The organism is Nocardia sp. NPDC051787 (genome assembly GCF_040681325.1).
GTDB lineage: Bacteria > Actinomycetota > Actinomycetes > Mycobacteriales > Mycobacteriaceae > Nocardia.
In genome coordinates this window covers 195,784-218,598 of record NZ_JBFAYO010000001.1, presented here as the reverse complement: position 1 = coordinate 218,598, position 22,815 = coordinate 195,784, and the positions used below count along the sequence as shown (strand labels likewise).

18 protein-coding genes and 1 pseudogene are annotated in these 22,815 nt (G+C 68.8%); 6 read left to right on the top strand and 13 right to left on the bottom strand.

The features are described 5' to 3' along the window. Positions 1-48 precede the first annotated feature (48 nt). The 5 genes and pseudogenes from pyrE to clpB all read right to left on the bottom strand — a co-directional run bounded on the left by pyrE (position 49) and on the right by clpB (position 6,262). The gene (pyrE, locus tag AB0M45_RS00985; RefSeq protein ID WP_364321168.1) at positions 49-600 is read right to left on the bottom strand and encodes an orotate phosphoribosyltransferase; all 552 of its coding nucleotides are present in this window, start codon (positions 598-600) and stop codon (positions 49-51) included. Positions 601-602: 2 nt separating this feature from the next. Beyond that, positions 603-941: pseudogene (locus AB0M45_RS00980) on the bottom strand (SDR family NAD(P)-dependent oxidoreductase); the annotation flags it as partial. 55 nt (positions 942-996) lie between these two features. After that, complete coding sequence (locus AB0M45_RS00975; protein ID WP_364321166.1) at positions 997-2,016, bottom strand: hypothetical protein; 1,020 nt, start codon at positions 2,014-2,016, stop codon at positions 997-999. Between the two features lie 65 nt (positions 2,017-2,081). Next, positions 2,082-2,870 (bottom strand): DUF5666 domain-containing protein, encoded by a 789-nt coding sequence (locus tag AB0M45_RS00970; RefSeq protein ID WP_364321163.1) that lies wholly within the window; start codon positions 2,868-2,870, stop codon positions 2,082-2,084. Between the two features lie 836 nt (positions 2,871-3,706). After that, entirely contained in the window at positions 3,707-6,262 is a 2,556-nt protein-coding gene (gene clpB, locus AB0M45_RS00965) for an ATP-dependent chaperone ClpB (RefSeq protein ID WP_364321160.1), read from the bottom strand. A 374-nt stretch (positions 6,263-6,636) separates the two neighbouring features. Here clpB and AB0M45_RS00960 point away from each other — a divergent pair, with 374 nt between their 5' ends. The 4 genes from AB0M45_RS00960 (at position 6,637) to AB0M45_RS00945 (ending at position 10,761) form a co-directional block, all read left to right on the top strand. Beyond that, positions 6,637-7,572, top strand: a complete 936-nt coding sequence (locus AB0M45_RS00960; RefSeq protein ID WP_364321157.1) for an NADP-dependent oxidoreductase — start codon at positions 6,637-6,639, stop codon at positions 7,570-7,572. A 56-nt stretch (positions 7,573-7,628) separates the two neighbouring features. After that, positions 7,629-8,513: an LLM class flavin-dependent oxidoreductase gene (locus AB0M45_RS00955; protein ID WP_364321154.1), complete on the top strand. Its 885-nt coding sequence runs from the start codon at positions 7,629-7,631 to the stop codon at positions 8,511-8,513. A gap of 295 nt (positions 8,514-8,808) precedes the next feature. Continuing rightward, entirely contained in the window at positions 8,809-9,966 is a 1,158-nt protein-coding gene (locus AB0M45_RS00950; RefSeq protein WP_364321151.1) for an FAD-binding oxidoreductase, read from the top strand. Between the two features lie 30 nt (positions 9,967-9,996). Continuing rightward, complete coding sequence (locus tag AB0M45_RS00945; protein ID WP_364321753.1) at positions 9,997-10,761, top strand: FAD-binding oxidoreductase; 765 nt, start codon at positions 9,997-9,999, stop codon at positions 10,759-10,761. Between the two features lie 20 nt (positions 10,762-10,781). On the opposite strand, the gene AB0M45_RS00940 is transcribed toward AB0M45_RS00945, so the two are convergent. From AB0M45_RS00940 to dnaK, 5 genes are all read right to left on the bottom strand, one after another. Further along, positions 10,782-11,951, bottom strand: a complete 1,170-nt coding sequence (locus AB0M45_RS00940) for a globin domain-containing protein (RefSeq protein WP_364321148.1) — start codon at positions 11,949-11,951, stop codon at positions 10,782-10,784. Between the two features lie 534 nt (positions 11,952-12,485). Continuing rightward, positions 12,486-12,905 carry a helix-turn-helix transcriptional regulator gene (locus AB0M45_RS00935; RefSeq protein WP_040784612.1) on the bottom strand — a complete coding sequence of 140 codons (420 nt, stop codon included), beginning with the start codon at positions 12,903-12,905 and terminating at the stop codon, positions 12,486-12,488. After that, complete coding sequence (gene dnaJ / locus AB0M45_RS00930) at positions 12,905-14,059, bottom strand: molecular chaperone DnaJ (protein ID WP_364321144.1); 1,155 nt, start codon at positions 14,057-14,059, stop codon at positions 12,905-12,907. The genes AB0M45_RS00935 and dnaJ overlap by 1 nt, the downstream gene beginning before the upstream one ends. Positions 14,060-14,083: 24 nt before the next feature. Beyond that, a complete protein-coding gene (gene grpE, locus AB0M45_RS00925; RefSeq protein WP_364321141.1) occupies positions 14,084-14,764 on the bottom strand; it encodes a nucleotide exchange factor GrpE in 681 nt (226 codons plus the stop codon). Next, on the bottom strand, positions 14,761-16,611 hold the full coding sequence (gene dnaK, locus AB0M45_RS00920; RefSeq protein WP_364321138.1) for a molecular chaperone DnaK: 1,851 nt from the start codon (positions 16,609-16,611) through the stop codon (positions 14,761-14,763). Before dnaK ends, grpE begins: the two co-directional genes overlap by 4 nt. Before the next feature lie 294 nt (positions 16,612-16,905). On the opposite strand from dnaK, the gene AB0M45_RS00915 reads away from it, so the two are divergent. Together AB0M45_RS00915 and AB0M45_RS00910 are read left to right on the top strand one after the other, a co-directional pair. Further along, complete coding sequence (locus tag AB0M45_RS00915) at positions 16,906-17,343, top strand: helix-turn-helix domain-containing protein (RefSeq protein WP_364321135.1); 438 nt, start codon at positions 16,906-16,908, stop codon at positions 17,341-17,343. A gap of 93 nt (positions 17,344-17,436) precedes the next feature. After that, complete coding sequence (locus AB0M45_RS00910; RefSeq protein ID WP_364321132.1) at positions 17,437-18,600, top strand: zinc-binding dehydrogenase; 1,164 nt, start codon at positions 17,437-17,439, stop codon at positions 18,598-18,600. 12 nt (positions 18,601-18,612) lie between these two features. Here the strand turns inward: AB0M45_RS00910 and AB0M45_RS00905 are convergent, their stop codons facing one another. The 3 genes from AB0M45_RS00905 to AB0M45_RS00895 all read right to left on the bottom strand — a co-directional run bounded on the left by AB0M45_RS00905 (position 18,613) and on the right by AB0M45_RS00895 (position 22,815). Next, on the bottom strand, positions 18,613-19,257 hold the full coding sequence (locus AB0M45_RS00905; RefSeq protein WP_364321129.1) for an endonuclease: 645 nt from the start codon (positions 19,255-19,257) through the stop codon (positions 18,613-18,615). Between the two features lie 145 nt (positions 19,258-19,402). Continuing rightward, complete coding sequence (locus AB0M45_RS00900; RefSeq protein ID WP_364321126.1) at positions 19,403-20,956, bottom strand: dynamin family protein; 1,554 nt, start codon at positions 20,954-20,956, stop codon at positions 19,403-19,405. Next, on the bottom strand, positions 20,953-22,815 hold the full coding sequence (locus AB0M45_RS00895; RefSeq protein ID WP_364321123.1) for a dynamin family protein: 1,863 nt from the start codon (positions 22,813-22,815) through the stop codon (positions 20,953-20,955). Before AB0M45_RS00895 ends, AB0M45_RS00900 begins: the two co-directional genes overlap by 4 nt.

Sequence of the window (22,815 nt, the reverse complement as noted above, 5' to 3'; positions counted from 1 at the left end):
TGACTCACGCGACCCTTCACCTTCTCGAAACTCAGACCATCGACCAGGTTATCCCAGGGCGAGGTCCTTCAAGCCGAGGATCGACCGGTACTCCAGTCCCTCCGCGGCGATCACCTGGTCGGCGCCGGTTTCCCGGTCGACGACGGTGGCGACGCCGACAACGGTAGCGCCTGCCGCGCGTAACGCGCGCACCGCGGTCAGGGGTGAATTGCCTGTGGTGGTGGTGTCCTCGACGACCAGAACCCGCTTGCCCGCGACGTCCGGGCCCTCGATCTGGCGCTGCATGCCGTGCGACTTCGCGGCCTTCCGCACCACGAAGGCGTCGATCGGACGGCCCGGCGCGTGCATCACGGCCAGCGCGACCGGGTCGGCGCCCATGGTCAGGCCGCCGACCGCGTCGAAATCCCAGTCCGCGACCAGCTCGCGCAGCAGCTTGCCGATCAGCGGGCCCGCGCCGTGGTGCAGGGTGGCGCGGCGCAGGTCGACGTAGTAGTCGGCCTCCTTGCCCGAGGACAGCGTGACCCGGCCGTGCACCACCGCGAGCTCGCGCACCAGCGCGGCCAATCTGTCCCTGTCGTTGGTAATCACCTGGTCGATCATGTCTAAGTCCTTCCGCGTGCGTTGAACAGCCCGCGATTCAGTCGGGCCGCCAGGGTTCGCGGGATCATTCCGGCGACGGTAGTGAGCGCTTTGTACTGCATACCGGGCACGCTGAGCACCCGATCCTTCTCCAGATCACGCAGCGAGCCGGCGACTACCTGGTCGACGCTCAGCCACAGCGCTTTCGGCAGCGACGACATCTCGATACCGGCACGCGCATGGAATTCGGTGTGCACGAATCCCGGACACAGGGCCTGGACCCGCACTCCGGTTCCGGCCAATCCGCCTGCCAACCCTTCCGTGAAGGATACGACGTAGGCCTTGGACGCCGAATACGTCGTGACAGCGCGAGCGGTCGCAGCCGTGCGGAGCCGACTGCGCTGGGCGCGCGGCCGGTCACTTCGGCACGGGTCCCTGATAGGGCCGGAATCCTGGGTGGAACGGGCCGCCGGGCGGGTCGGCGGGCCGATCGCCCACAGCGGACCGGTTCTCCGCGGCGGGCCGCGCGTCGCGCTCCTCCCGGGCCGGGTCGTCCTCGCGGGCCCAGCCGTCTTCGCGGACGCGGGCGCGCGCGTCCGGCACCACGGCGAGCGAAGGGCGCCGCGGAGGTTCTGGCCTGGACTCGTCCGCCGCGGTCAGCGGCGCTCGTTCGTTCGCGTAGACCTCGTCGTCGCTCTCCGGCTCGCCGCGCACCCGCGGCGGCTGCGGCCTGGCCGGACCGCCCGCCTCGTCGTCCTCGGCATCCCGCTGACGTTCGCGTGGGCGCGGACGGCCCGGGTCGTGCCCGCCGTCGTCGAAGCGCGGCTCGCTGACCGGCGGCAACACGTGCAGCAGGCCGGACAGGCGCAGTACCGCGTCGATCCCACCCTCCCAGTCCTTCGAGGAGGTGCCGACCGACAGCATGCCCAGCGTCCAGTTGCCCTCGCTCCAGAGCATCTGCACGGTGTCCGGCAGGTTCTCGATGAATGCGACCATGCGCTGATCGACCGCGTGCCTGGCGATTTCGGGGTTGGTCGCGAAGACCACCCGGCCTCCGATGGCGCCGAGCAGTTCCAGATCATGGTCCTTGGGCGGTGCGGCGGTCTTCAGCCGCATGTCCACGTCGATGTCCGAGCCGATCTGCCTGCGGACGGCGACCAGGGTCGCGGCATCCTCCAGGTCGAACAGAACGAACTTCTCGCCCTTACGGATGCCGGAGACCACGTCGACCGCGGACAGATAGCCCAGTTTGGCCATCGCGCCACGCCGCCATGTGGACGGCAGCGCGGGCTCGACGGACACGTAGGTATAGCCCTGGGACTTCGCCCAGACCTGTCGCGCGTGACCGGTCCGCTGCCGCTGGAGCCGATCGAAATACAGCAATACGATCGCGCCCACAAGCGCGATCGCCGCCAGTCCGAACCAGATTGCCGTCATCGCCGCCTAGCCTAATAGTCCCAGCCGGACATAGTCCGTCATTGGCCCCGCGCCGGGCCGAGGGATCATCGTCCGCCGCCGGGCAGCGAGGTGCCGATGATGACCTTGGCCTGAATCGATCCGTCCGCCGCCTTGTCGCCCTGGATCAGCACCAGCTCGCCGGTGGGCAGATCGGACACCTTGGTGCCCGACAGCGAGATCACCTGGGTGCCGGCGTCGGTGCGCACGGTGACGGTGTTGCCGAGCACGGTGTTCACCGTCAGGGTGGCTCCATCGTTGCCGGTGATGGTCCCCATGGTCGTGCCGAGGCCATCGACGTCGCCGAGGCCGGGCACGCTCGGCAACCCGCTCGGCGGAGTCGGAGCACCGGTTCTGGTGCCGGGAACCGACCTGGTCGGGACGGGCGCCGACGAAACCGCCGCCGTGTCACTCGAACCGGAATCGCTGCCACCCAGCAACATGCCCGCCACCACGCCGACCGCGCCGATCAACAGCACGACGCCGAGACCGAGCGCGATCCACAGGCCGGTATTACGCCGCGGTGGCCGCGGCTGTTCCGGCGCAGCGCCCCCGCCGGGCGGCACCGTGCCCGCCCACCGGTTGTCACCCCCGCCCTGGTAGGCGGCCCACTGAGCGTCGTAGGACGGAAACTCTCGCGTGGCGTTCGGTCCTGGCGGCGCCCACGCCCCGTACTGCTCGGTGGGAGGATATTCCGAGGGCGCGCCGACGCCGTACGCCTCGGTGTACTCCGCGGTATGCGCCGGGTCCCCGTACCCGGACTTCCCCGCCGGACCGAGGTGCTCGGTCGGCGCATCCTCCGGCCGCTGTCCCCACGGATCGTTCGGGTTGGTCATGCGTTCCAGCGTAGGTGGTGTTCGCTTTGCGGCGTCTACGGCTCTGCGTGCCGTGCGATGCAACCTCGATGCAACCCCACTCGTGACCTTGGCCACGCGCCGACCGGTACGCCATCGTTCGGCGTCATGCCGCATGGTCGTGTCGAGGAACAACACTCCGCCTCGGTCCGGGACGCGAGAACTGCTCGCTGTGCTGGAAGGCCCGATCGGGTTGCACTCCAGCGATCCAGCGGCGGGAGCGCGGGACGTCCGAGCATTCGCGTCGAGGCACTGAGCGACGTCTGCCGGTCCTGCCCGGGGCAGAAACTTTGCGGCACAGGCTATTACGCCCACCGCTATCGTCACGGCCCGGGCTTCCAGAACCGTTCGGTCTATTGCGCCGACAAAAACCTGATCCGCCACGTCGAACCCAGGGTCAGAGCCGATATCCCCGCGGTGGCGCGCGGATGAGCGGGTCTACCGCAGCGCGCTGTGGGCGTGGACGACGCTGCTGCTGCTGATCTCGCTGAGTTCGGACCCCGTGGTGCTCGCGGTGGCGTGGTTCGGGGTCGGCGGAGTCGGCGTCATGACCACGTCCTGCTGACGATCTTCCGCGTGGAAGTCATCCCAGAGGAAACCCTCGGCCGGACGGTCGGCACGCTCTCCATGGTGATCGACGGTGCCGCCGCGATCGGCACGCTGCTGGCGGGCTAGCTCCTGAGCTGGTTCGGCACGACCGGCACCGGCGTGCTGCTGACGTGCGCCATGTTCGTCATCGCGGTCGCAGGGAGCCGCATGGCCACACCCGCGCAGCAACGGGACGCGCGGAGCTGACGCTCCGCGCGTCCACCGCCTGCCTATCGCCCGACGATAAGACCGTCCCCATCGGGGCTGACCGTCACCTTGACCACGTCGCCGTCGGCAACCTCTCCCGCGAGCAGTTCCTTGGCGAGCGTGTCGCCGATGGCCTGCTGGATCAGCCTGCGCAGCGGGCGGGCGCCGTAGGCCGGGTCGTAGCCGCGGACCGCGAGCCAGAATCGGGCCGAATCGCTGACATCCAGCTTCAGCCTGCGCTGCGACAACCGCCTCTGCAGCTGGTCGAGCTGGATGTCGACGATGTGCTCCAGCTGTTCCTCGTCGAGGGCGCGGAAGATGACCACGTCGTCGAGGCGGTTGAGGAACTCCGGCTTGAACGCCGAACGGACCGCGTTCATCACGAACTCGCGATCGCCACCCGCACCCAGGTTGGAGGTGAGGATGAGGATCGTGTTGCGGAAGTCCACGGTGCGACCCTGGCCGTCGGTGAGCCTGCCCTCGTCGAGCACTTGCAGCAGGATGTCGAACACGTCCGGGTGTGCCTTCTCGATCTCGTCGAACAGCACCACCGTGTAGGGCCTGCGGCGCACCGCCTCGGTGAGCTGGCCGCCCTGGTCGTAGCCGATGTAACCGGGCGGCGCGCCGACCAGCCGGGCGACCGAGTGCTTCTCGCTGTACTCGCTCATGTCGATGCGGACCATGGCGCGCTCGTCGTCGAACAGGAAGTCCGCCAACGCCTTCGCCAGCTCGGTCTTGCCGACACCGGTAGGGCCAAGGAACATGAACGAGCCGGTCGGGCGGTTCGGGTCGGCGACACCGGCGCGCGCCCGGCGCACCGCGTCGGACACCGCCAGCACCGCCTGAGCTTGCCCGACCACGCGACGACCCAGCTCCTGCTCCATGCGCAGCAGTTTCTGCGTCTCGCCTTCCAGCATCCGGCCCACCGGGATGCCGGTCCACGAGGACACCACCTCGGCGATATCGTCGGGTCCGACCTCCTCCTTGAGCATGACATCGCCGTCTCCCGCTGCCGCGGAGGTCTTTTCGGCCTCGGCGAGCTGCTTCTCCAGCGCGGGGATCCGGCCGTAGCGCAGCTCGGCCGCCTTGCCGAGGTCTCCATCGCGTTCGGCGCGCTCCGACTCACCGCGCAGCGCTTCCAACTGCTCCTTCAGCGCGCGCACCTGGTCGATCGCGTTCTTCTCGTTCTGCCAGCGGGTGGTCAGCTGGTTGAGCCGCTCGCGCCCATCGGCGAGTTCGGCGCGCAGCTTGTCCAGCCGCTGCTTGGAGGCCTCGTCGGTCTCCTTGCTCAACGCCACCTCTTCGATCTCCAAGCGCCGCACCGCACGCTCCACCTCGTCGATCTCCACCGGGCGGGAGTCGATCTCCATGCGCAACCGCGAGGCGGACTCGTCGACCAGATCGATCGCCTTGTCCGGCAGGAACCGGGAGGTGATGTAGCGGTCCGACAGTGTGGCAGCCGCGACCAGCGCGGAGTCGGTGATGCGCACGCCGTGGTGCACCTCGTAGCGGTCCTTGATGCCGCGCAGGATGCCGATGGTGTCCTCCACCGACGGCTCCCCGACCAGCACCTGCTGGAAGCGCCGCTCCAGAGCGGCGTCCTTCTCGACGTGCTGGCGGTACTCATCCAGCGTCGTCGCGCCGACCAGGCGAAGCTCACCGCGCGCCAGCATCGGCTTGATCATGTTGCCCGCGTCCATCGCCGATTCCCCGGTGGCGCCTGCGCCCACGATGGTGTGCAGCTCGTCGATGAAGGTGATGATCTGGCCCGCGCTGTTCTTGATGTCCTCCAGCACGGCCTTGAGCCGTTCCTCGAACTCACCGCGGTACTTCGCGCCGGCGACCATCGCGCCGAGGTCGAGCGCCACGACGGACTTGCCGCGCAACGACTCCGGAACATCGCCCGCCACGATGCGCTGGGCCAAGCCCTCGACGATCGCGGTCTTGCCGACGCCGGGCTCGCCGATCAGCACCGGGTTGTTCTTGGTGCGGCGGCTCAGAACCTGGACCACACGGCGGATCTCGGTATCCCGGCCGATCACCGGGTCGAGCTTGCCGGCGCGGGCGGCCTCGGTGAGGTCGGTGGAGTACTTCTCCAGCGCCTGGTAGCTGCCTTCCGGATCGGGGCTGGTCACCCGGGCGCTGCCGCGCACCGCGGTGAACGCCGAACGCAGCGCCTCCGCGGTGGCGCCGTACTTCTCGAGCAGCATCGTCACGTCGGAGTCGCCCTCGGCGAGACCGACCATGACGTGCTCGGTGGAGACGTACTCGTCACCGAGTTCGGTGGCCAGGCGCTGGGCTGCGGTGATCGCGGCCAGCGCCTCCCGGCCCAGTTGTGGCGTGGTGGTGGCGCCGGTGGCACGGGGGAGCCGGTCGACGATGTCCTGTGCCTCGCGTCGCACGGTCGCCGGATCCGTTCCGACCGCCTTCAGCAAGGGCGCGGCGATGCCGTCGGTCTGATCCAGCAACGCCACCAGCAAGTGCGCCGGACGGATCTCCGGGTTGCCCGCGGCGGAGGCCGCCTGCAGTGCGGCGGTCAGGGCCGCCTGGGTCTTGGTGGTGGGATTGAACGAGTCCACGAGTCACCTTCCTACTAGTCGATACGCACGGCGCCCAGCGATCCACGACCTCCATCCGGCTCGGCACCGTTCCTAACCGTCCAACGTCGAAAAGGTTGAGTCTGTTCCGCTCAAGTCTGGTATTTCGTCGAGCCGTTCCGACGCGTATGTCCAGTACTACTCGGCATGCCCGGGCCCTGCGTGGTTACACGAGTAGCCAAGCTCGGCGCTCATGCCCGCATCTCGCCGGCGCTCGGGCTCCCGCCTACCCGAAAGCGATGAATCCGACACCGCCGAATGCGGTGATTGCGCACGTCGGCGGGCTTCAGGTGCCTACGATGACCACGGCCGTCAGTCGATGCATCACTATTCAGCCCTAGTCGAGGAGCCAACGGATGCGCGCGATCGTGGTACGGAAGTTCGGAGCGACACCGGAGCTAGCCGAGATGCCGATACCCGAGCCGGGGCCGGGAACCGTGCGGGTGCAACTCCAGGCGGCCGGGGTGAACCCCTTCGACCAGCGAATGGCCTCCGGAGTGCTGGACGGCAAACTGCCGCACGATTTTCCGATGATCCTCGGGGTGGACGGCGCGGGCACGGTGGCCACGCTCGGCCCGGGCGTCAGCCGGTTCGCGGTCGGCGACCGAGTGGTGGGCAAGTTCCTCACACCGCCGGTCGGCCACGGCAGCTTCGCCGAGTACGCGGTGCTGCCCGAAGGCGGCACGCTGGTGCCGATCCCGGTCGGCGTCCCGACCGTCCAGGCGGCGGCGTTGCCGACCGCGGGTGTCACCGCGCAGGATCTCGTGGACGCCACCCACATCCAACCCGGCCAGACCGTGCTGATCGTGGGCGCGACCGGTGGCGTCGGCTCGTTCCTGGTGCAACTGGCCAATATCGCGGGCGCGCATGTCATCGCGACGGCGCGTGGCGACTCCGCCGACCAGATGACCCGGCTCGGCGCGGCCGAGACGGTCGACTACACCGCGGGCCCGGTGCGCGACCAAGTCCTCGCCGCCCATCCCGAGGGCATCGATGTCCTGTTCGACCTGGTGAGCGCTCCCGAGGCGCTCGCGGAGCTGACCACCATCGTCCGCGACGGCGGCACGGTCTACTCCACTACCTTCGCCGCCGACGAGAACGCCTTGCGCGCACGGTCCATCAACGGCGGCAACATCGAATCCAAAGGCAGAGCACCCGAACTGGCCCGCCTCATCCAGCGGGTCGCGGCAGGCGACGTGGTGGTGCCGATCGACGCGACCGTTCCGCTCGCGGAGGGTCCCGCGGTCATCGGCGCGCCCGGCGCGCGTGGTAAGACCGTGCTCGCCATTTGAGCACTGCCCCGGCCCAGCGCTGGATCGATGTCCCGCGAGACCGCCCGGAGGTGTGCGTGAGCACCCGACCGCCCGAGTTCGGCCTGTTCCTGATCCCCGAAGCCGACAACTACCGGCAGCTCACCGAGCTGAGCACGTATGCCGACGTGTCCGGGCTTGACCTGATCGGCATCCAGGACCACCCCTACCAGCGCCGTTTCCTGGACACCTGGACACTGATCACCGCCCTCGCGGCGCGCACAACGCGGGTGAGCTTCTTCCCCGACGTGGCCAACCTTCCGTTGCGCGACCCCGCGATTCTGGCGAAGTCGGTGGCCTCCCTCGACATCATCAGCGACGGCCGGATCCATCTCGGCCTGGGCGCAGGCGCCTTCTGGGATGCCGTCGCCGGGATGGGCGGGCCGCGCCGCAGCGGCGGCGAGGCGGTGCGAGCCCTGGCCGAAGCGATCGCGGTGATCCGGGCGATGTGGAGCGACGAACGATCGGTCCGCGTGCCCGGCGTCTTCTACTCGCTCGCGGGCACGCATCCGGGCCCACGTCCGCGCCACCGTCCCGGCATCTGGGTCGGCGCGAAGGGACCGCGCATGCTCGAGCTGACCGGACGCCTCGCCGACGGCTGGGTGCCCTCGGCCGCATGGGCGCCGCCGGAGTTCCTCGCCGAGGCGGGCAGGCGCATCGACGACGCCGCCGCGGCGGCCGACCGGGACCCGCGGGCGGTGCGGCGGGTCTACAACGTGTCCGGCACCATCACCGCGGACGGAGCCGACCACGGCTTCCTGGAAGGCCCGCCCGAGCGCTGGGTCGACGACCTGCTGGCACTGCACCGCGAGCAGCGGATCGACGGATTCGTGTTCTGGCCCACCGACGGGGAACCGGTCGAGCAGATCCGTCGTTATACCGAGCAGGTCGTGCCCGCGGTCCATGCTGCCGCCGGGGCCTGACCGGCCGTCTCATCGCGACGACGCGGCGAGGGTTTCGGTGCGGCTCGTCCGCGGCGCCCCGCAGAACGGGTCAGCAACATCCGCCGTTTGCCCACCGATTACCGTTTGGCCGGGTCGAACGCTTCAATGGCGCAGCCGGACGAAGTCCGTCTTCAGCCGCGCACGGCCGGAGCGAAGGCGGAGGTACGCCTTATACACCACACGACCACGGCATTTTCGGGGATACTTGTCGGCGGGAGACCGCCGGTAACGGGTATGTCCCCGGGCAGAACCGAGGGAAAGGAAGCTCGACGTCGTGGATGCGCGTTCTGCTGCGCTGGTCCGCGCCAATTTTCGTTCGGTGATCGAATCGCCGAATGGACCCGAGCGGTTGGTCAGTGCGTTCTACGGACACTTGTTCGCCGAGAACCCCCGGCTGCGCGAGTTGTTCCCGCCTGCCATGGATATGCAAGCCAAGCGGCTGGCCACGGCCATCCAGTACGTGCTCGACCACTTGGAGGACTGGGACCGGGCACAGAAGTTCCTGGAACAACTCGCCCGCGACCACCGCAAATTCGGCGTCGAGGCAGCGCACTACGACATCGCCGGGCGTGCCCTGCTGGCCGCGTTCCGGGTCTACAACGGCGCCGCCTGGCATCGCGGTCTGGAGGAAGGCTGGCGCGACATCACCATCCTGATCTCGGCGTCCATGGCGATCGGCGCCAACTCCGACAAGTCCCAGCCGTACTGGGAGGCGACCGTGGTCGGTCATCGCCGCGTGCTGGAGGACCTGGCCATCGTGCGCCTGCAGTCCGAGGGGCCGGTGCCCTACCAGGCCGGGCAGTACGTACCGGTCAGCGTGCCGCAGCGCCCGAAGATGTGGCGCTACCTCTCCCCGGCGATCCCGTCCAATCCGTATGGCGAGATCGAGTTCCACGTGCGCAAGATCCGCGGCGGGTGGGTGAGCCCCGCGATCGTCAACGAGACCAGGGTCGGCGACCGGTGGCAGATCGCCGGACCGCTGGGTGGGCTGCACGTCGACCGGGACAGCGGCCGTGACGTGCTGATGATCGGCGCGGGCACCGGCATCGCCCCGCTGCGCGCACAGCTGATCGAGATGGGCCAGCGCGGTATCAACCCGCGGGTGCACTTCTTCATCGGCGGCCGCTACCCCTGCGATCTGTACGACGTGGAGAACATGTGGCAGCTGTCGCAGAGCAACCCGTGGCTGACCGTCGTGCCAGTGTGCGAGGAGAAGACCAACCCGTGGTGGTACCCGCATCCAGCGCAGGACGCACCGTACGGCATGCACCGGCGCCTGATCGGTAACCTGGGCGCCGTGGTCGCGAGCTTCGGCGCGTGGGCGGACCGGCAGATCCAGATCGCCGGATCGGCGCGCATGATCGCGGACACCCGACGCGCGCTCATCGCCGTCGGTACACCCGAGCAGATCATCAGCTGCGACCCTGTGTAAATGAAGGAGGCCCCGGTGGGGGATCCGAGCATGCTCGGCAACGGTTCGCATGAGGCGCCGGAGTGGACCTCGACCGTAGTCGGCCATCATCGGCTGCGGCACGACCTCGCGGTGATCCGGTTGATCGGCGAGTTCGTGCCGTTCGCCGCGGGCCAGTCTGTCGAGGTGCGGGTGCCGCAGCACCCCGATGTGCGGCGCAGGCTCTCCCCGGCGCTGCCGCCCTCGCTGGACGGCAAATTGGAGTTCCACGTGCGCACGGTGCCGGGCGGCTGGTGCAGCGGCGCGATCGTGGCCGACACCCAGCCGGGCGACGAGTGGCGGATCGGCGCCCCGCTCGGCGGGTTCTGGGTGGACCCGGACGGCGCCGAGGTAGTCATGATCGCAGGCGGCACGGGATTGGCGCCGATGCGCGCGCAGATCCTCGACCTGGCTCGTAAGCCGGAGCCGCCGCGCACTTATCTGTTTGTCGGCGGGCGATACCCACGCGACCTGTACGCCGAGGACATGCTGTACCTGCTGGCCGGCGAATTGCCTTGGCTCACCGTGATTCCCGTGGTGGAAAGCCCGGAGGACCCGGACTGGGCGGACGAGTGGTACGAGCAGTCCCGCGTCGACATCGGCTTCCCACCCGACGACCTGCTGTACGGCACGCTCGCCGACGTGGTCGGCTCGCACGGCGCGTTCCTGAACCACCAAGTGCTGGTCTGCGGCTCCCCCGCGATGGTCCAGACCACCGTCGAGCGCTTGCTCGAAACCGGCACACCGGCGGAACTGATCCAATTCGAAGGACTCTGAAACGGCCCGGCGCCCCGGACTCAAAATAGCGGGTCGTGCCGGATGTTCTTGGCCAGCGTCCCTGCCGCCATGAGGCGGAACTTCGTCGTCTGCACCATCGAGGGCGAACCGACGATCTGCACGTCGCGGTCGGCCCAGGCGCCGAAGCTCGCGACGACCTTGCCGATCTGCCCGGTCACCCGCGGTTCCAGGGCGGGCCACGGGCCGCGCGGCTCGTCGGGTTCCACGTGCCACCACGGATTGTCCTCGTGTTCGGTCACCGGCGTGACGGTGAGCCAGCGGTTGGCCACCGCCAAGTCGTTCAACGTGTCCAGGTCGTAGAGGTCGCACGGATGGTGGCCCCCGACGAACAAGTGCACCTTGGGATTGGTTCGCCGCTGCGCCATCGCCATGAGCTGCGCGCGCAGCGGCGCGAGGCCGGTGCCGCAGCCGACCATCAGCATCTTGCGCTTGGTGTTGCGCGGGATACCGAGTCCACCGAGCGGGGAGCCGAGCAGCCACTGGTCGCCGACTGCGGTCTGGCCGACGATGGCCGAACTGACCCAGCCGCCGAGCACGCCGCGGACGTGGAATTCGATCTCACCGTTGGCGTTCGCGGGCACGGCGGGTGAAAGGTAGCGCCACATGCGCGGCCGCGACGGGATCTGCACGCTCAGGTACTGGCCGGCGGCGTAGCGCATCGGCTGGTCGAGCTGCAGCCGGACGATGAGCAGGTTGCGCAGCACCTCGCGCCGCTCGACGACGGTGCCCGTCCACACCGGCGGCGTGGTCTCCTTCTCCGCCGCGCCGATCATGGTGTCGGAGATGATCTTCAGGCCCTCGTCCCAGGCCCGGTCGACCTCGTCGGTCCACATCTCGGTCCCCGCGAACACCTTGACGGCCGTCTTCAACGCGGTGGCCACGGCGGTGTAGTGCGCGGGCTGCACGCCGTATTTGCGGTGGTCCCTGCCCAACTGGGCTAGGAAGGGCAGGAGCTTGTCGGGCTCCTCCAACCGGTCCAGCGCATAGGAGATCGCCTTGACCAGGCGATCGCGCTGGGAGTCCATCGCGGCCGGAAAGAAATCGCGGACGTGCGGGTAATCGGTGAACAAGATCGCGTAGAACGATCTTGCCAGTTTCTCCGGTCCCCCATCCTCCGCAGCAACCGCCTTGAATGTAGTCCTGATCAAAGCGACAGTGCGCGAATCCATTGATATCACAACCTCATTTCGCACTCGTACACGAACCGTGCCGGCGAGTGAGGTGCTGCGGGGCCACTCGACAGCAGCCGATGGCAAGGAGTGTAGGCGAGGTTTGCCAGCTACGGAATCTTTCGATGGAACCTCCCGCGTGCAATTTCGGCAAAACGAGGGCCTAAAGCGAGACACGCCAGAGAAACCGACTGCAAGACGGCAGATCTGGCGCAAAATCGGTCGGATTCCCGCCGAATTGCCAAGGCCCCCTTGGGAAATTCCGTCCCGATCGGTCTGTTCCAGCGACCGCAGGGCAACATTGAACCTGCCAATCTGATCGCGGAACATCCGGACGCCGCCGATACCGTCGACCAATCTATAGCGAAAAAGCCCAGGTGACTCGACACGGAAATGGCGCGATTTGTACAACGTACGTCGAACATATCGTGGTTTACCGTCAGCAAATTGAGCGGCGGCTACACCAGGAACGACAAGGCCCCCGGACTCGGATCGCGATGCGCGACCGGAGGCCAGGGGCCTGATGGTGTGCCGTTACCGTCGGTGCCGGCTGTCGTCGCGGCGATTGCGCGGCTGCCAGACGACCAGCGCGGTACTGCGTTGCGGAGGCGAGAGATCGGGACGGTACCCCGCCCGCATCCGCTCCAGCTCCGCCGACAGCTCGGCGACCTGCTGGCGCAGCTCCTCCACCTGATTGGTCAGTTCGATGATGCGCTTGATGCCCGCGAGGTTGACGCCCTCGTCCTGGGACAGCCGCTGCACCTCGCGCAGCAGCTCCACATCCCTGGCCGAGTAGCGCCGCCCGCCGCCCGAAGTGCGTTGCGGCGTCACCAGCCCCAGACGGTCATACGTGCGCAGCGTCTGCGCATGCATGCCGGCCAGCTGGGCCGCCACCGAGATCATGAAGAACTCGGCGCGCGACCCGCCGGACGCGTTCTTCGGTTCAGAGGACATCACGCACCCGCCCATCCCGCACGTGGATCGAATCCACTGGACCGCTCCGCCTCCTGGTAGCGCTCGAGCGCATCGACGGCGTCACTGTCCAGCTTCTGCGGCACCGCCACCTTGACGGTCACCAGCAGGTCACCCGCGCCGCCGCCGCGCTTGGGCACGCCACGGCCGCGCACCCGAAGGATACGACCGTCGGCCGTTCCCGGCGGCACCTTGACGCCGACCCGGCCCTCCAGCGTGGGCACCGAAACTGTGGTGCCGAGCACCAATTCGCTGTAGCTGACCGGAAGCACCAGGGTCAGGTCGTCGCCGCTACGGCCGAAGACCTTGTCCTGGCTGACGTGAACGGTAACGTAGAGGTCGCCCGAGGGCGCCCCGCGCAGCCCCGCCTCGCCCTGACCGGCCAGCCGGATTCGTTGCCCGTCACCGACTCCAGGGGGAATCCGCACCGTGATGGTGCGTGTGCGGTTCTGGATACCGCTGCCACGGCAGTCGGCGCACGGGTCGTCGATGATCGACCCGCTGCCCCGGCACTCGTCGCACGGCTCGCTGAAGCCGAACGCGCCCTGGTTGCGGCTGACCACGCCGTTTCCATTGCAGACCGGGCAGACTCGCGGACTCGTCCCCGGCTTGGCGCCACTGCCGTGACACGTGGTGCACGGCGAGGGGGTGGTCATCCGCAGCGGAACCGTGACGCCCTGAGCCGCCTCCCGGAAGCCGAGGGTCGTCTCGGTCTCCACGTCGGAACCGCGCCGGGGGCGGCTCGAGGTCCGCGTACCGCCCCGGTTGAACAGACCGCCGAGCAGGTCGCCGAGGCCACCGTCGCCGGCGGTCGCGCCGCCGAAGATGTCCCCGAGGTTGAACTCCTGCGAGAACCCGCCCGCGCCGGAACCGAACCCGCCCCGGGTGTATCCGCCGCCCGCGAAGAGCTTGCGCGTGTCGTCGTACTCCTTGCGCTTGGCCGGATCCGACAGCACGGCATGCGCCTCGCTGACGGTTTTGAACCGCTCCTCGGCTTTGGTATCACCGGGATTGGCGTCGGGGTGCAAGTCCCGTGCGAGCTTGCGGTAGGCCTTCTTGATGTCGTCCTGCGAGGCAGTGGAGGAGACACCCAGCTCCTTGTAGAAGTCCTTTTCGATCCACTCCCGTTGGCTCACCGAGCATCTCCTCCTCTCGCGTCCTTAATTGTCGTTCGCGCCGGCATCAACGTCCGATGCCTCTTCCGTCACCCGATCGGCGTTCTCCGCCTCGGCGGTTTCCGTCAGATCGGCCACGCCATCGGTTACCCCGACGAGCGCGTGCCGAAGCACCCTATCGCCGAAGCGATAGCCTTTGCGCATCACGATGCCGATCACCGGATCATGGCCGGAACCCTCATGCTGCACGGCCTCGTGCAGGGTCGGGTCGAAAGGCTCACCCTCCGAACCGAACTCCTCGAGACCCTGCTTCAGCAGCGCGGCCGCCAGCTTGTCGGCCACCGACTTCAGCGGACCCGACTCCAGGTCGCCGTGCGCGCGCGCCCGGTCCAGATCGTCGAGCACGCCCAGCAATTCGGTGACCACCGACGCCTTGGCGGCGTCGATCGTGGCCTTGCGGTCGCGCTCGACCCGGCGCCGGTAGTTCGCGTACTCCGCGGTCAGCCGCTGCAGATCCGCGGTGCGCTCGGCGAGTTCGCCGCTGATAGTGTCGGCGAGCGCCTGAGCATCCCCGCCGTTGCCCGGTTCCGCGCCGTTGCCCGACTCCGGGGCCGGGCCGGCCGCGGCGTTCTCCGCGGCCGGCTCGCGAATCTCCCCGGTTTCCGGGTCGATCTTCCGGTTGTCGACGAAGGTGATCGGTTCCTTCTCGGTGCTTCCCTCGCTCACTTCTTCTCCGTGTCGACCGGCTCGTCCACAACTTCGGCGTCCACGACCTCGTCCTCCGACGCGGCGGTCGACGACGCGCCGTTGCCGGATGCCGCGGCATCCGCGGCCGAGGCCTCGTAGATGGCTTGGCCGAGCGCCTGCGACTCGGTCGCCAGCTTCTCCACGGCCGCCTTGACCGCCGCGATGTCGGTGCCCTTCAGGGCCTCCTTCGCCTCGGCGATGGCCGCCTCCACCTTGGACTTGACGTCCGCCGGGACCTTGTCCTCGTTCTCCTTGATGAACTTCTCGGTCTGGTGCACCAGCGACTCCGCCTGGTTGCGGGTCTCGGCCTCCTCGCGGCGGGCCTTGTCCTCGGCGGCGTGCGCCTCGGCGTCCTTGACCATCCGGTCGATCTCCTCCTTGGACAGGCCGGAGCCGTCCTGGATCTTGATCGTGTTCTCCTTGCCGGTGCCCTTGTCCTTCGCGGTGACGTGCACGATGCCGTTGGCGTCGATGTCGAAGGTGACCTCGATCTGCGGCACGCCGCGCGGGGCCGGCGGAATGCCGGTCAGCTCGAAGGAGCCGAGCAGCTTGTTGTGCGAGGCGATCTCGCGCTCACCCTGGAACACCTGGATCTGCACCGACGGCTGGTTGTCGTCGGCCGTGGTGAAGGTCTCCGAGCGCTTGGTCGGGATGGTGGTGTTGCGCTCGATGAGCTTGGTCATGACGCCGCCCTTGGTCTCGATACCCAGCGACAGCGGGGTCACGTCGAGCAGCAGGACGTCCTTGACCTCACCCTTGAGCACACCGGCTTGCAGCGCGGCACCGACGGCGACGACCTCGTCCGGGTTCACGCCCTTGTTGGGCTCCTTGCCACCGGTCAGCTCGCGCACCAGGTCGGTGACGGCGGGCATGCGGGTGGAACCACCGACGAGCACGACGTGGTCGATATCGGACACCTTGATGCCCGCGTCCTTGATCACAGACTGGAAGGGCGCGCGGGTGCGGTCGAGCAGGTCCGAGGTGATCTTCTGGAACTCGGCGCGGGTCAGCTGTTCGTCGAGGAACAGCGGGTTCTTGTCCGCGTCGACGGTGATGTAGGGCAGGTTGATCGAGGTGCTCTGCGAGGAGCTCAGCTCGATCTTGGCCTTCTCGGCGGCCTCACGCAGCCGCTGCATGGCCATCTTGTCCTTGGTCAGGTCGATGCCCGAGCTGGCCTTGAACTTGTCGACCAGCCACTTGACGACCCGCTCGTCCCAGTCGTCGCCACCGAGGTGGTTGTCACCGGAGGTGGCGCGGACCTCGACGACGCCCTCGCCGATCTCCAGCAGCGAGACGTCGAAAGTGCCGCCACCGAGGTCGAAGACCAGGATGGTCTGCTCCTTGTCGCCCTTGTCCAGGCCGTACGCGAGCGCGGCCGCGGTGGGCTCGTTGACGATGCGGAGCACGTTCATGCCCGCGATCTGGCCTGCCTCCTTGGTCGCCTGACGCTGCGAGTCCTCGAAGTAGGCCGGCACGGTGATAACCGCGTCGGTGATCTCCTCACCGAGGTAGGCCTCGGCGTCGCGCTTCAGCTTCATCAGCACGCGCGCGCTGATCTCCTGCGCGGTGTACTTCTTGGCGTCGATGTCCACCGACCAGTCGGTGCCGATGTGCCGCTTGACGGAGCGAATGGTGCGGTCGACGTTGGTGACGGCCTGGTTCTTGGCCGGCTGGCCGACCAGTACCTCGCCGTTCTTCGCGAACGCGACGACCGACGGGGTGGTGCGCGATCCTTCCGAGTTGGCGACGACGACCGGCTCGCCGCCTTCGAGAACGGCGACGACCGAGTTCGTGGTCCCGAGGTCGATTCCGACCGCACGAGCCATTGTGTTTCCTCCTAGTTGACGTACAAATCTGTGTCGGTGCTGGGCGAACAACCGCCCTGTGGCGCCCGGAACGGACGCCGCGAGACCTCGCCCCTCGCACCTCACGGAGCACGGCCCCAGCAACACTGAGCGTGGTCGACTCAATCCTGCATCGGCAGGAGGCCGGGAGTCAACCGAAACTTGAGCCGATCACACTCAATCTTGTTGTCATGCTCAACGGGCGACCCACGCGAATAATTCCCGGACCGGGAGGCGAATGGCGCGTCGACCGCTGAACTGGGCAGAATCGGCGCCATGGACGACAGCGCGCCAGTCACGACACACTGCGGCGATGCCGAGGCCGACTACGACGTCCTGCAGTGGGACACCAGAGTGGACTGCGAAGTGCGCCAGATCCTCGACCGAGTCGCCGACAAGTGGTCGCTGCTGGTGATCGCGCTGCTGGACCAGCGCAGCCTGCGGTTCACCGAGCTGAAGCGCGCTATCGACGGTGTGAGTCAGCGAATGCTCACCAAGACCCTGCGACATCTCGAACGCGACGGCCTGGTACGGCGCAGCGTATACCCGACCATCCCGCCGCGGGTGGACTACGCGCTCACCCCGCTCGGCGCGAGCCTGCACACCACGATCAAGGCGCTGGTCACCTGGACCGAGACACATCAGAACGAAATCGCCTCGGCCCGTGACGCCTATGACCGCCGCGCGGCCGAGGAAGCCGCGGTCGGCGCGTGACGGTCCAGCTCGGCCGGTCCGCGCGCACTAGGGTGACGACCGGGGTGGCCTGAGCGGGCCGCTCACCGCGCGCCGCCGATCCGAGGAGTCGCCATGAGGGCCGCCGTCGTCACCGCCGCCGAGTTCGAGGTCACCGAACTGCCCGCGCCGCGCCCCGGGACCGGTCAGGTGCTGATCGACGTGTCGCGCTGTGGCATCTGCGGCTCGGACCTACACGCCCGTATGCACGCCGACGAATTGGCCGAGTTGGCGGTGGCGACCGGTTACGAGCACTTCATGCGCTCGGAGCAGAGCGTGGTGCTCGGACATGAATTCAGCGGAACAATCGTCGATTACGGCCCCGACTGCCGCAGGCGATGGAAGACGGGCACCCCCGTCGTGGCACTGCCGATCGTGCGGCACGGCACGCAACCGCATCTGGTCGGGCTTTCGGCCGCGGCGCCCGGCGGCTATGCCGAACAGGTGGTGGTCCAGGAATCGATGACCATCCCGGTGCCGAACGGCTTGTCCGCCGAACATGCCGCGCTGACCGAGCCGATGGCGGTGGCCTGGCACGCCGTGCGCAGGGGCCGGGTCGGCAAGGGACAGACCGCCTTCGTCATCGGCTGCGGGCCGATCGGCCTCGCGGTGATCAGCATGCTGAAGGCCGCGGGTGTGCACACCGTGGTGGCGAGCGATTTCTCGCCGCGCCGTCGCGAACTCGCGACCGCGTGCGGCGCCGACGTCGTCGTCGATCCGGCGACCGAATCGCCGTGGGAGGCCGCTCCGAAGAAGGGGCGGATCAAGGGCGTCACCGACATCCTCGGCCTGGGTTTCGACGCCATGGAACGGCTCCGGCGAGTCCCCCGCCTGCCGTGGTGGTATGTCTTCCGGCTGGCGCACACGCTGAACGCGGGACCGGCCGGGCCGGTGATCTTCGAATGTGTGGGCGTGCCAGGGATCATCGATCAGATCCTCACGGCGGCGCCGCCGCTGTCGCGTGTCGTCGTGGTCGGCGTGTGCATGGAGGCAGACCGCTTCCATCCCGCGATGGCGATCAACAAGGAGATCGAACTGCGGTTCGTGCTCGGCTACGACCCTGGCGAGTTCCGCGACACCCTGCACATGCTCGCCGACGGAAAAGTCGATCCGACCCCGCTGATCACCGGAACCGTCGGGCTGGAAGGCGTGGCGAACGCCTTCACCGCGCTCGGCAACCCGGACCGGCACGCGAAGATACTGATCGACCCGCGCGGTTCCGCCGTCACACCGGTCTGAGCGCTCGCCCCGTCACGGGGCGGAGGCGAGGACGTCGTCGGCGATCTTCTCGTCCAGCGTTACCCGCACGAGCGCCGCGGCGAGATCCGCGGTGTGGTGGTCCGGTGCGAGGTCGCCCAGCCGGGCGGGATCTTCCGGCAGCTGGACCCGTTTCGCGCCGCGCAGGGCCCGCTCGTCGAAGTAGGGCCGCACCCACGTCCAGATGTCCTGGACCTCACGCAGGAAGATGTCGCTTCCGGTCGGGCCGATGCCTTGGAACTCTTGCAGCAAGTCGGCGGCACGTTTCGGGTCGTTGTCCGCCTTCTTGGCGAGTTCACGCAGGTCACCGTGGTACCGGTCGAGCAAGCGCGACGCATTGGCGCCCAGGCGGGTCGCGGTGCTCTCGTCGTATCGGCGGTAGTGCGCCCGGCCGAGCGCGTCGACCAGCTCCTGCCAGTCCGCGTCCGCGACCCGGTGCGGCGTGCGGTAGCCGTTGGCGATCAGCTCCCGTGCGGCCGCTACCGCGATCTCCGCGGAGATCCGGGTGCTGAGCAGCTGGGCCAGCATGAGCAGCTGGAACAGCGCAGACGGTTTGTCCTCTAGCGTGATACCGGCTTCCTCGGCGTATCCCGTGCCCGCCCGGACGAGCAGTTCGTGTACGACATCCTCTTGGCTCATCGTGGCCTCCTCTCGCTATCGGCGGCATACCCGCGGGCACGTCGGCTACACCGTCCGCGCGAACACCCGTCCAGCCGGCGTCTCGGTGCGCCGGAGCCCACCGTGGGAGGGGGTGTGGGTGCCGCGGCGCGCCAGCCAGGAGGTGTTATTCCGGCAGCAGACTCAGGGCGCCTTCCGCGCTGCGTGCGGCGGTGAGGCAGGCGGTAACGGTGAACTGATCGGCGAGGGGATGGCGGGCCCGGGCGCGCCATTTCCGGACCGCGGCGACGGCGTGGGCGCGCTGCACCGCGGGCGCCGCGTCGATCGGCAGGCCCAGACGCAGGTGGGGCGCGATGCCCGCGCCGCCGATGAGGCGATGCAGCTCGGCGAGATCGTCCGCGGGCAAGGCCAGTTCATCGGTGCGCAAGCGGCCGAGCAGGCGTAGTTCGGCGAAACCGTGCACGTCCGCGAGCAGCGTGCGAACCCGGGGCAGCACGCGGTCGGCCGGTGTGCCCGGGTAGGCGGTGAGTACGCTGGCCAGCGCCGTGAGCGCGGAGTGGGCCTTGAGCTGATCGGCGCGCTGCCCGAACTGCACGTCGAGCACCGAGCGCAGTTCGTCGACCCCGCTGCGGCTGGTCAATTCGGCGGCGAGCGTGGCGGAATCGCGCACGCCGAGGCGAATCAGGGTGACGGCCATGCGGATACCGAACAGGCCGAATCGTTCGGCGAGCTGCGCGCGCAGTTCCGGCGGCACCGGCAGCGGAACGTCGGCGCGCGCGAAGCGGTCCGCCGACAGCAGCGCGGCGCTCAGCTCGTCGACGGGCAGGCTCGCCAGTGTCTCGAACGCGGCGAACTCCTGCTGACGCAACGTCGCCGCGGCGAACGCGAGCAGCCCCGCGACCGGGATCACGGCCTGGCACAAGCCGGTTCGCTCGAGTTCCCCGGCGAAACGCGCCGCGACCTCCCGCGCCGAGTGCAACGCGTCGATCCGGCCGGCGCCGATCTCATCGGCTCGGGAAACCACGCCGACGATGCCGAGCGGACCTGCCGAGCCCGGACCACCGTTGGCCGCCGCGGTCCCCGCACCCACGCGCTCGAGGAACGACACATCCGCCGCGTCCAGCCTGCGCAGCAGATACACGACCGCGTCGGCGCCCGGGATGGCGATGCCCCGCTCCGCCCGCTCGTCGTCCTCCCCCGGCGTCAACAGCCGCGCGGTGCGCCGGGACACCTCCCGCGACAGCGACGAGGTCCCCGGCGTATCGATGATGGTGGTGTGGGCGAGCGCCGCCGCGGGCCATTCGACCTCGAGGTGATCGACCTCGCGTGGCATCGGGGCGTTCCAGTTGAGCCGATCCAGGTCGAAAGTCAGCCCGTGCGTTCCACTGCCGCGCCGGACGACGACGTGCGCGCGGGCGCCATCCGCGGCGTACGCGGTCACGCTCGGGGTGGAGCCGTACCGGTACCACGTGACCACCCTGGTGCACTCGGTCGCATCGGTGGGGGCGATGTCCTGCCCGACAAGGGAATTCAACAGTGTCGACTTGCCCGCCTTGATCGAACCGGCCAGCGCCACACGCAACGGCTGGTCCAGTCGGCGGGCACAGTCGGCCAGCAGCGCGCGCGGCCGCGGTTCGCCTGCCAGCGCCGCCTGCGCCGCTCCGACCAGCCGATGCGCCTCGGCGACGATGCTCGGCACCGTGCCACCTTCACGTATCACGGAGCTACCGTACCGGCGGGTCCCATCGGTAGTGCGGTCTGCATGGCATCGGCATATCGGCGCAGCTCGGCGACCACGCGCAGCTGCTGTTCGAGCTGTGCGCCACGCTCGGCGCGGCGGGTGGTGACCATGGTCGCCGCCTCCTGCGCGCCGCGCAGCGACTCATCGATCGAGCGAAGGCTGCGCTCGGCGACACCGGCGTAGTGATCGCGCAGCGCACGGTGGATGCGGTGCAGACGATCCTTTGACTCCTTGCCCGCCTGGAACGCCACGTCGTCGACGAAGCGGCGTACCGCCGCCTTCGCCTCGTTGCGCCGCTTGGCCAGCCTGGCCTGCTTGTCGTCCCGGAAGGCTTTGCCGCCCACCACGAGTCCAGCACCGATCGAGATCGGGTTGAGCAGCGCGAGCCCGGCGAAGGTACTGGCCAGCCCCACCATCAGCACGCCGCCGTAGGACCCGCGCATGCCGACGAGCAGCTTGCTGCCGAAGCCGATGTCGGGTTCCAGGTCGGCGAGTGTGCCCGAGATGGCGCGGCCGGTGTCGGCGCGCAGGCCGGGCCGCACGTCCGGAAGGTCGACCGCGCCCACCTCGGAGAAATGCTCGGCGACCCGTTCGGCGAGCTGGATCGCCCGGGCGTGGGTCCACAGCAGGTTGTCCCCGAGCGCGGTGTCGACCGTGCCGGTGAGGTGTTCGGCGATGCGATCCCAGTGCCGGCCGGGATCGTGCTCGTCGATCCATTCCTCGGTGGTCCGGGCGATGGTACGCAAGCGGTCGCGCAGATCGTGGTCGACATCCCCGGCCAGGTCGGTGATGCCGTCGGCGAGGGTCTGCTGCCACGTGGCGGTTCTGCGGTGCAGTTCCTCGGCGGCCGCGCGGGCGGATTGCAGCTCACGCACCGCCGCCGCGCCTTGGGCCGGATCGCGCACGGCGACCAGCTCGCTACCGAGCGCGAGCGCGAGATGTTCCGCGGCGGAGCGGATATCACGGGCGACCGCCGCACGGGTGGCCAATTGGTCGCGTGCCACGACCTGGTCGCGCAGGAATTGGTAGAGCACGCCGAACCCGGATTCGACACCCAGCTGGCTGTCCTGCAACTGCATCGCGTGGCTGCGCAACAGCGACGACACCGGGATCATCGGTACGTCGAGGCGGGCCCGCGCGAGATGGCCCAGGTCGGCTTCGTGCACCTGGCGCCAGTGCGGGTACAGGTCGGTCTTGGTGAGCAGCAGCGCGACCGTCGGGCACAGCTCGCGCACCTGGCGCAGGAAGGCCAGTTCCGGCTCGGTGAGCTCGGTCGACGCGTCCGACAGCACCAGCACCGCGTCCGCGGCGGGCACCAGCCCGAGCACACCCGCGGCGTGGGCGTTGCCGTGCCCGCCCACGCCGGGGGTGTCGATCAGGACGATGCCGTCGGCGAGCAGCGCATTGGGAATCCGAACTTCCAGCCGCACGATCCGCCGCCCCTGCGCGAGCGGTGATCGCGGCTCTATCGCACCGATTTCCGCGATCGGCACGGCGACTCTGGTCTCCGCGCCGCTGGAGTCGCCGTGCGCCGCGAGCACCAGCTCGGCTCGCGGCTCGGGGCCGTGCGACAGCAGCATCGGCACCGTGGTGGTGGCGTCGTCGCCCACCGGGCAGATGTCCAGGTTCAGCAGCGCGTTGACGAAACGGCTCTTTCCCTGGTCGAGTTGCCCGGCGACGACGATGCGCCTGCGCGGGTCACGGACCCGGTCGGCCGCCACCTCGAGGCGGCCGACCAGATCGTTGCGGTCCGCGGCGCGCGCCGCCGCGATGGTCTCACCGAGTACCGATAACAGCGGTACCGCCGGTGGTGTGGCGTTCGGCGCGGGCGTCCCCAT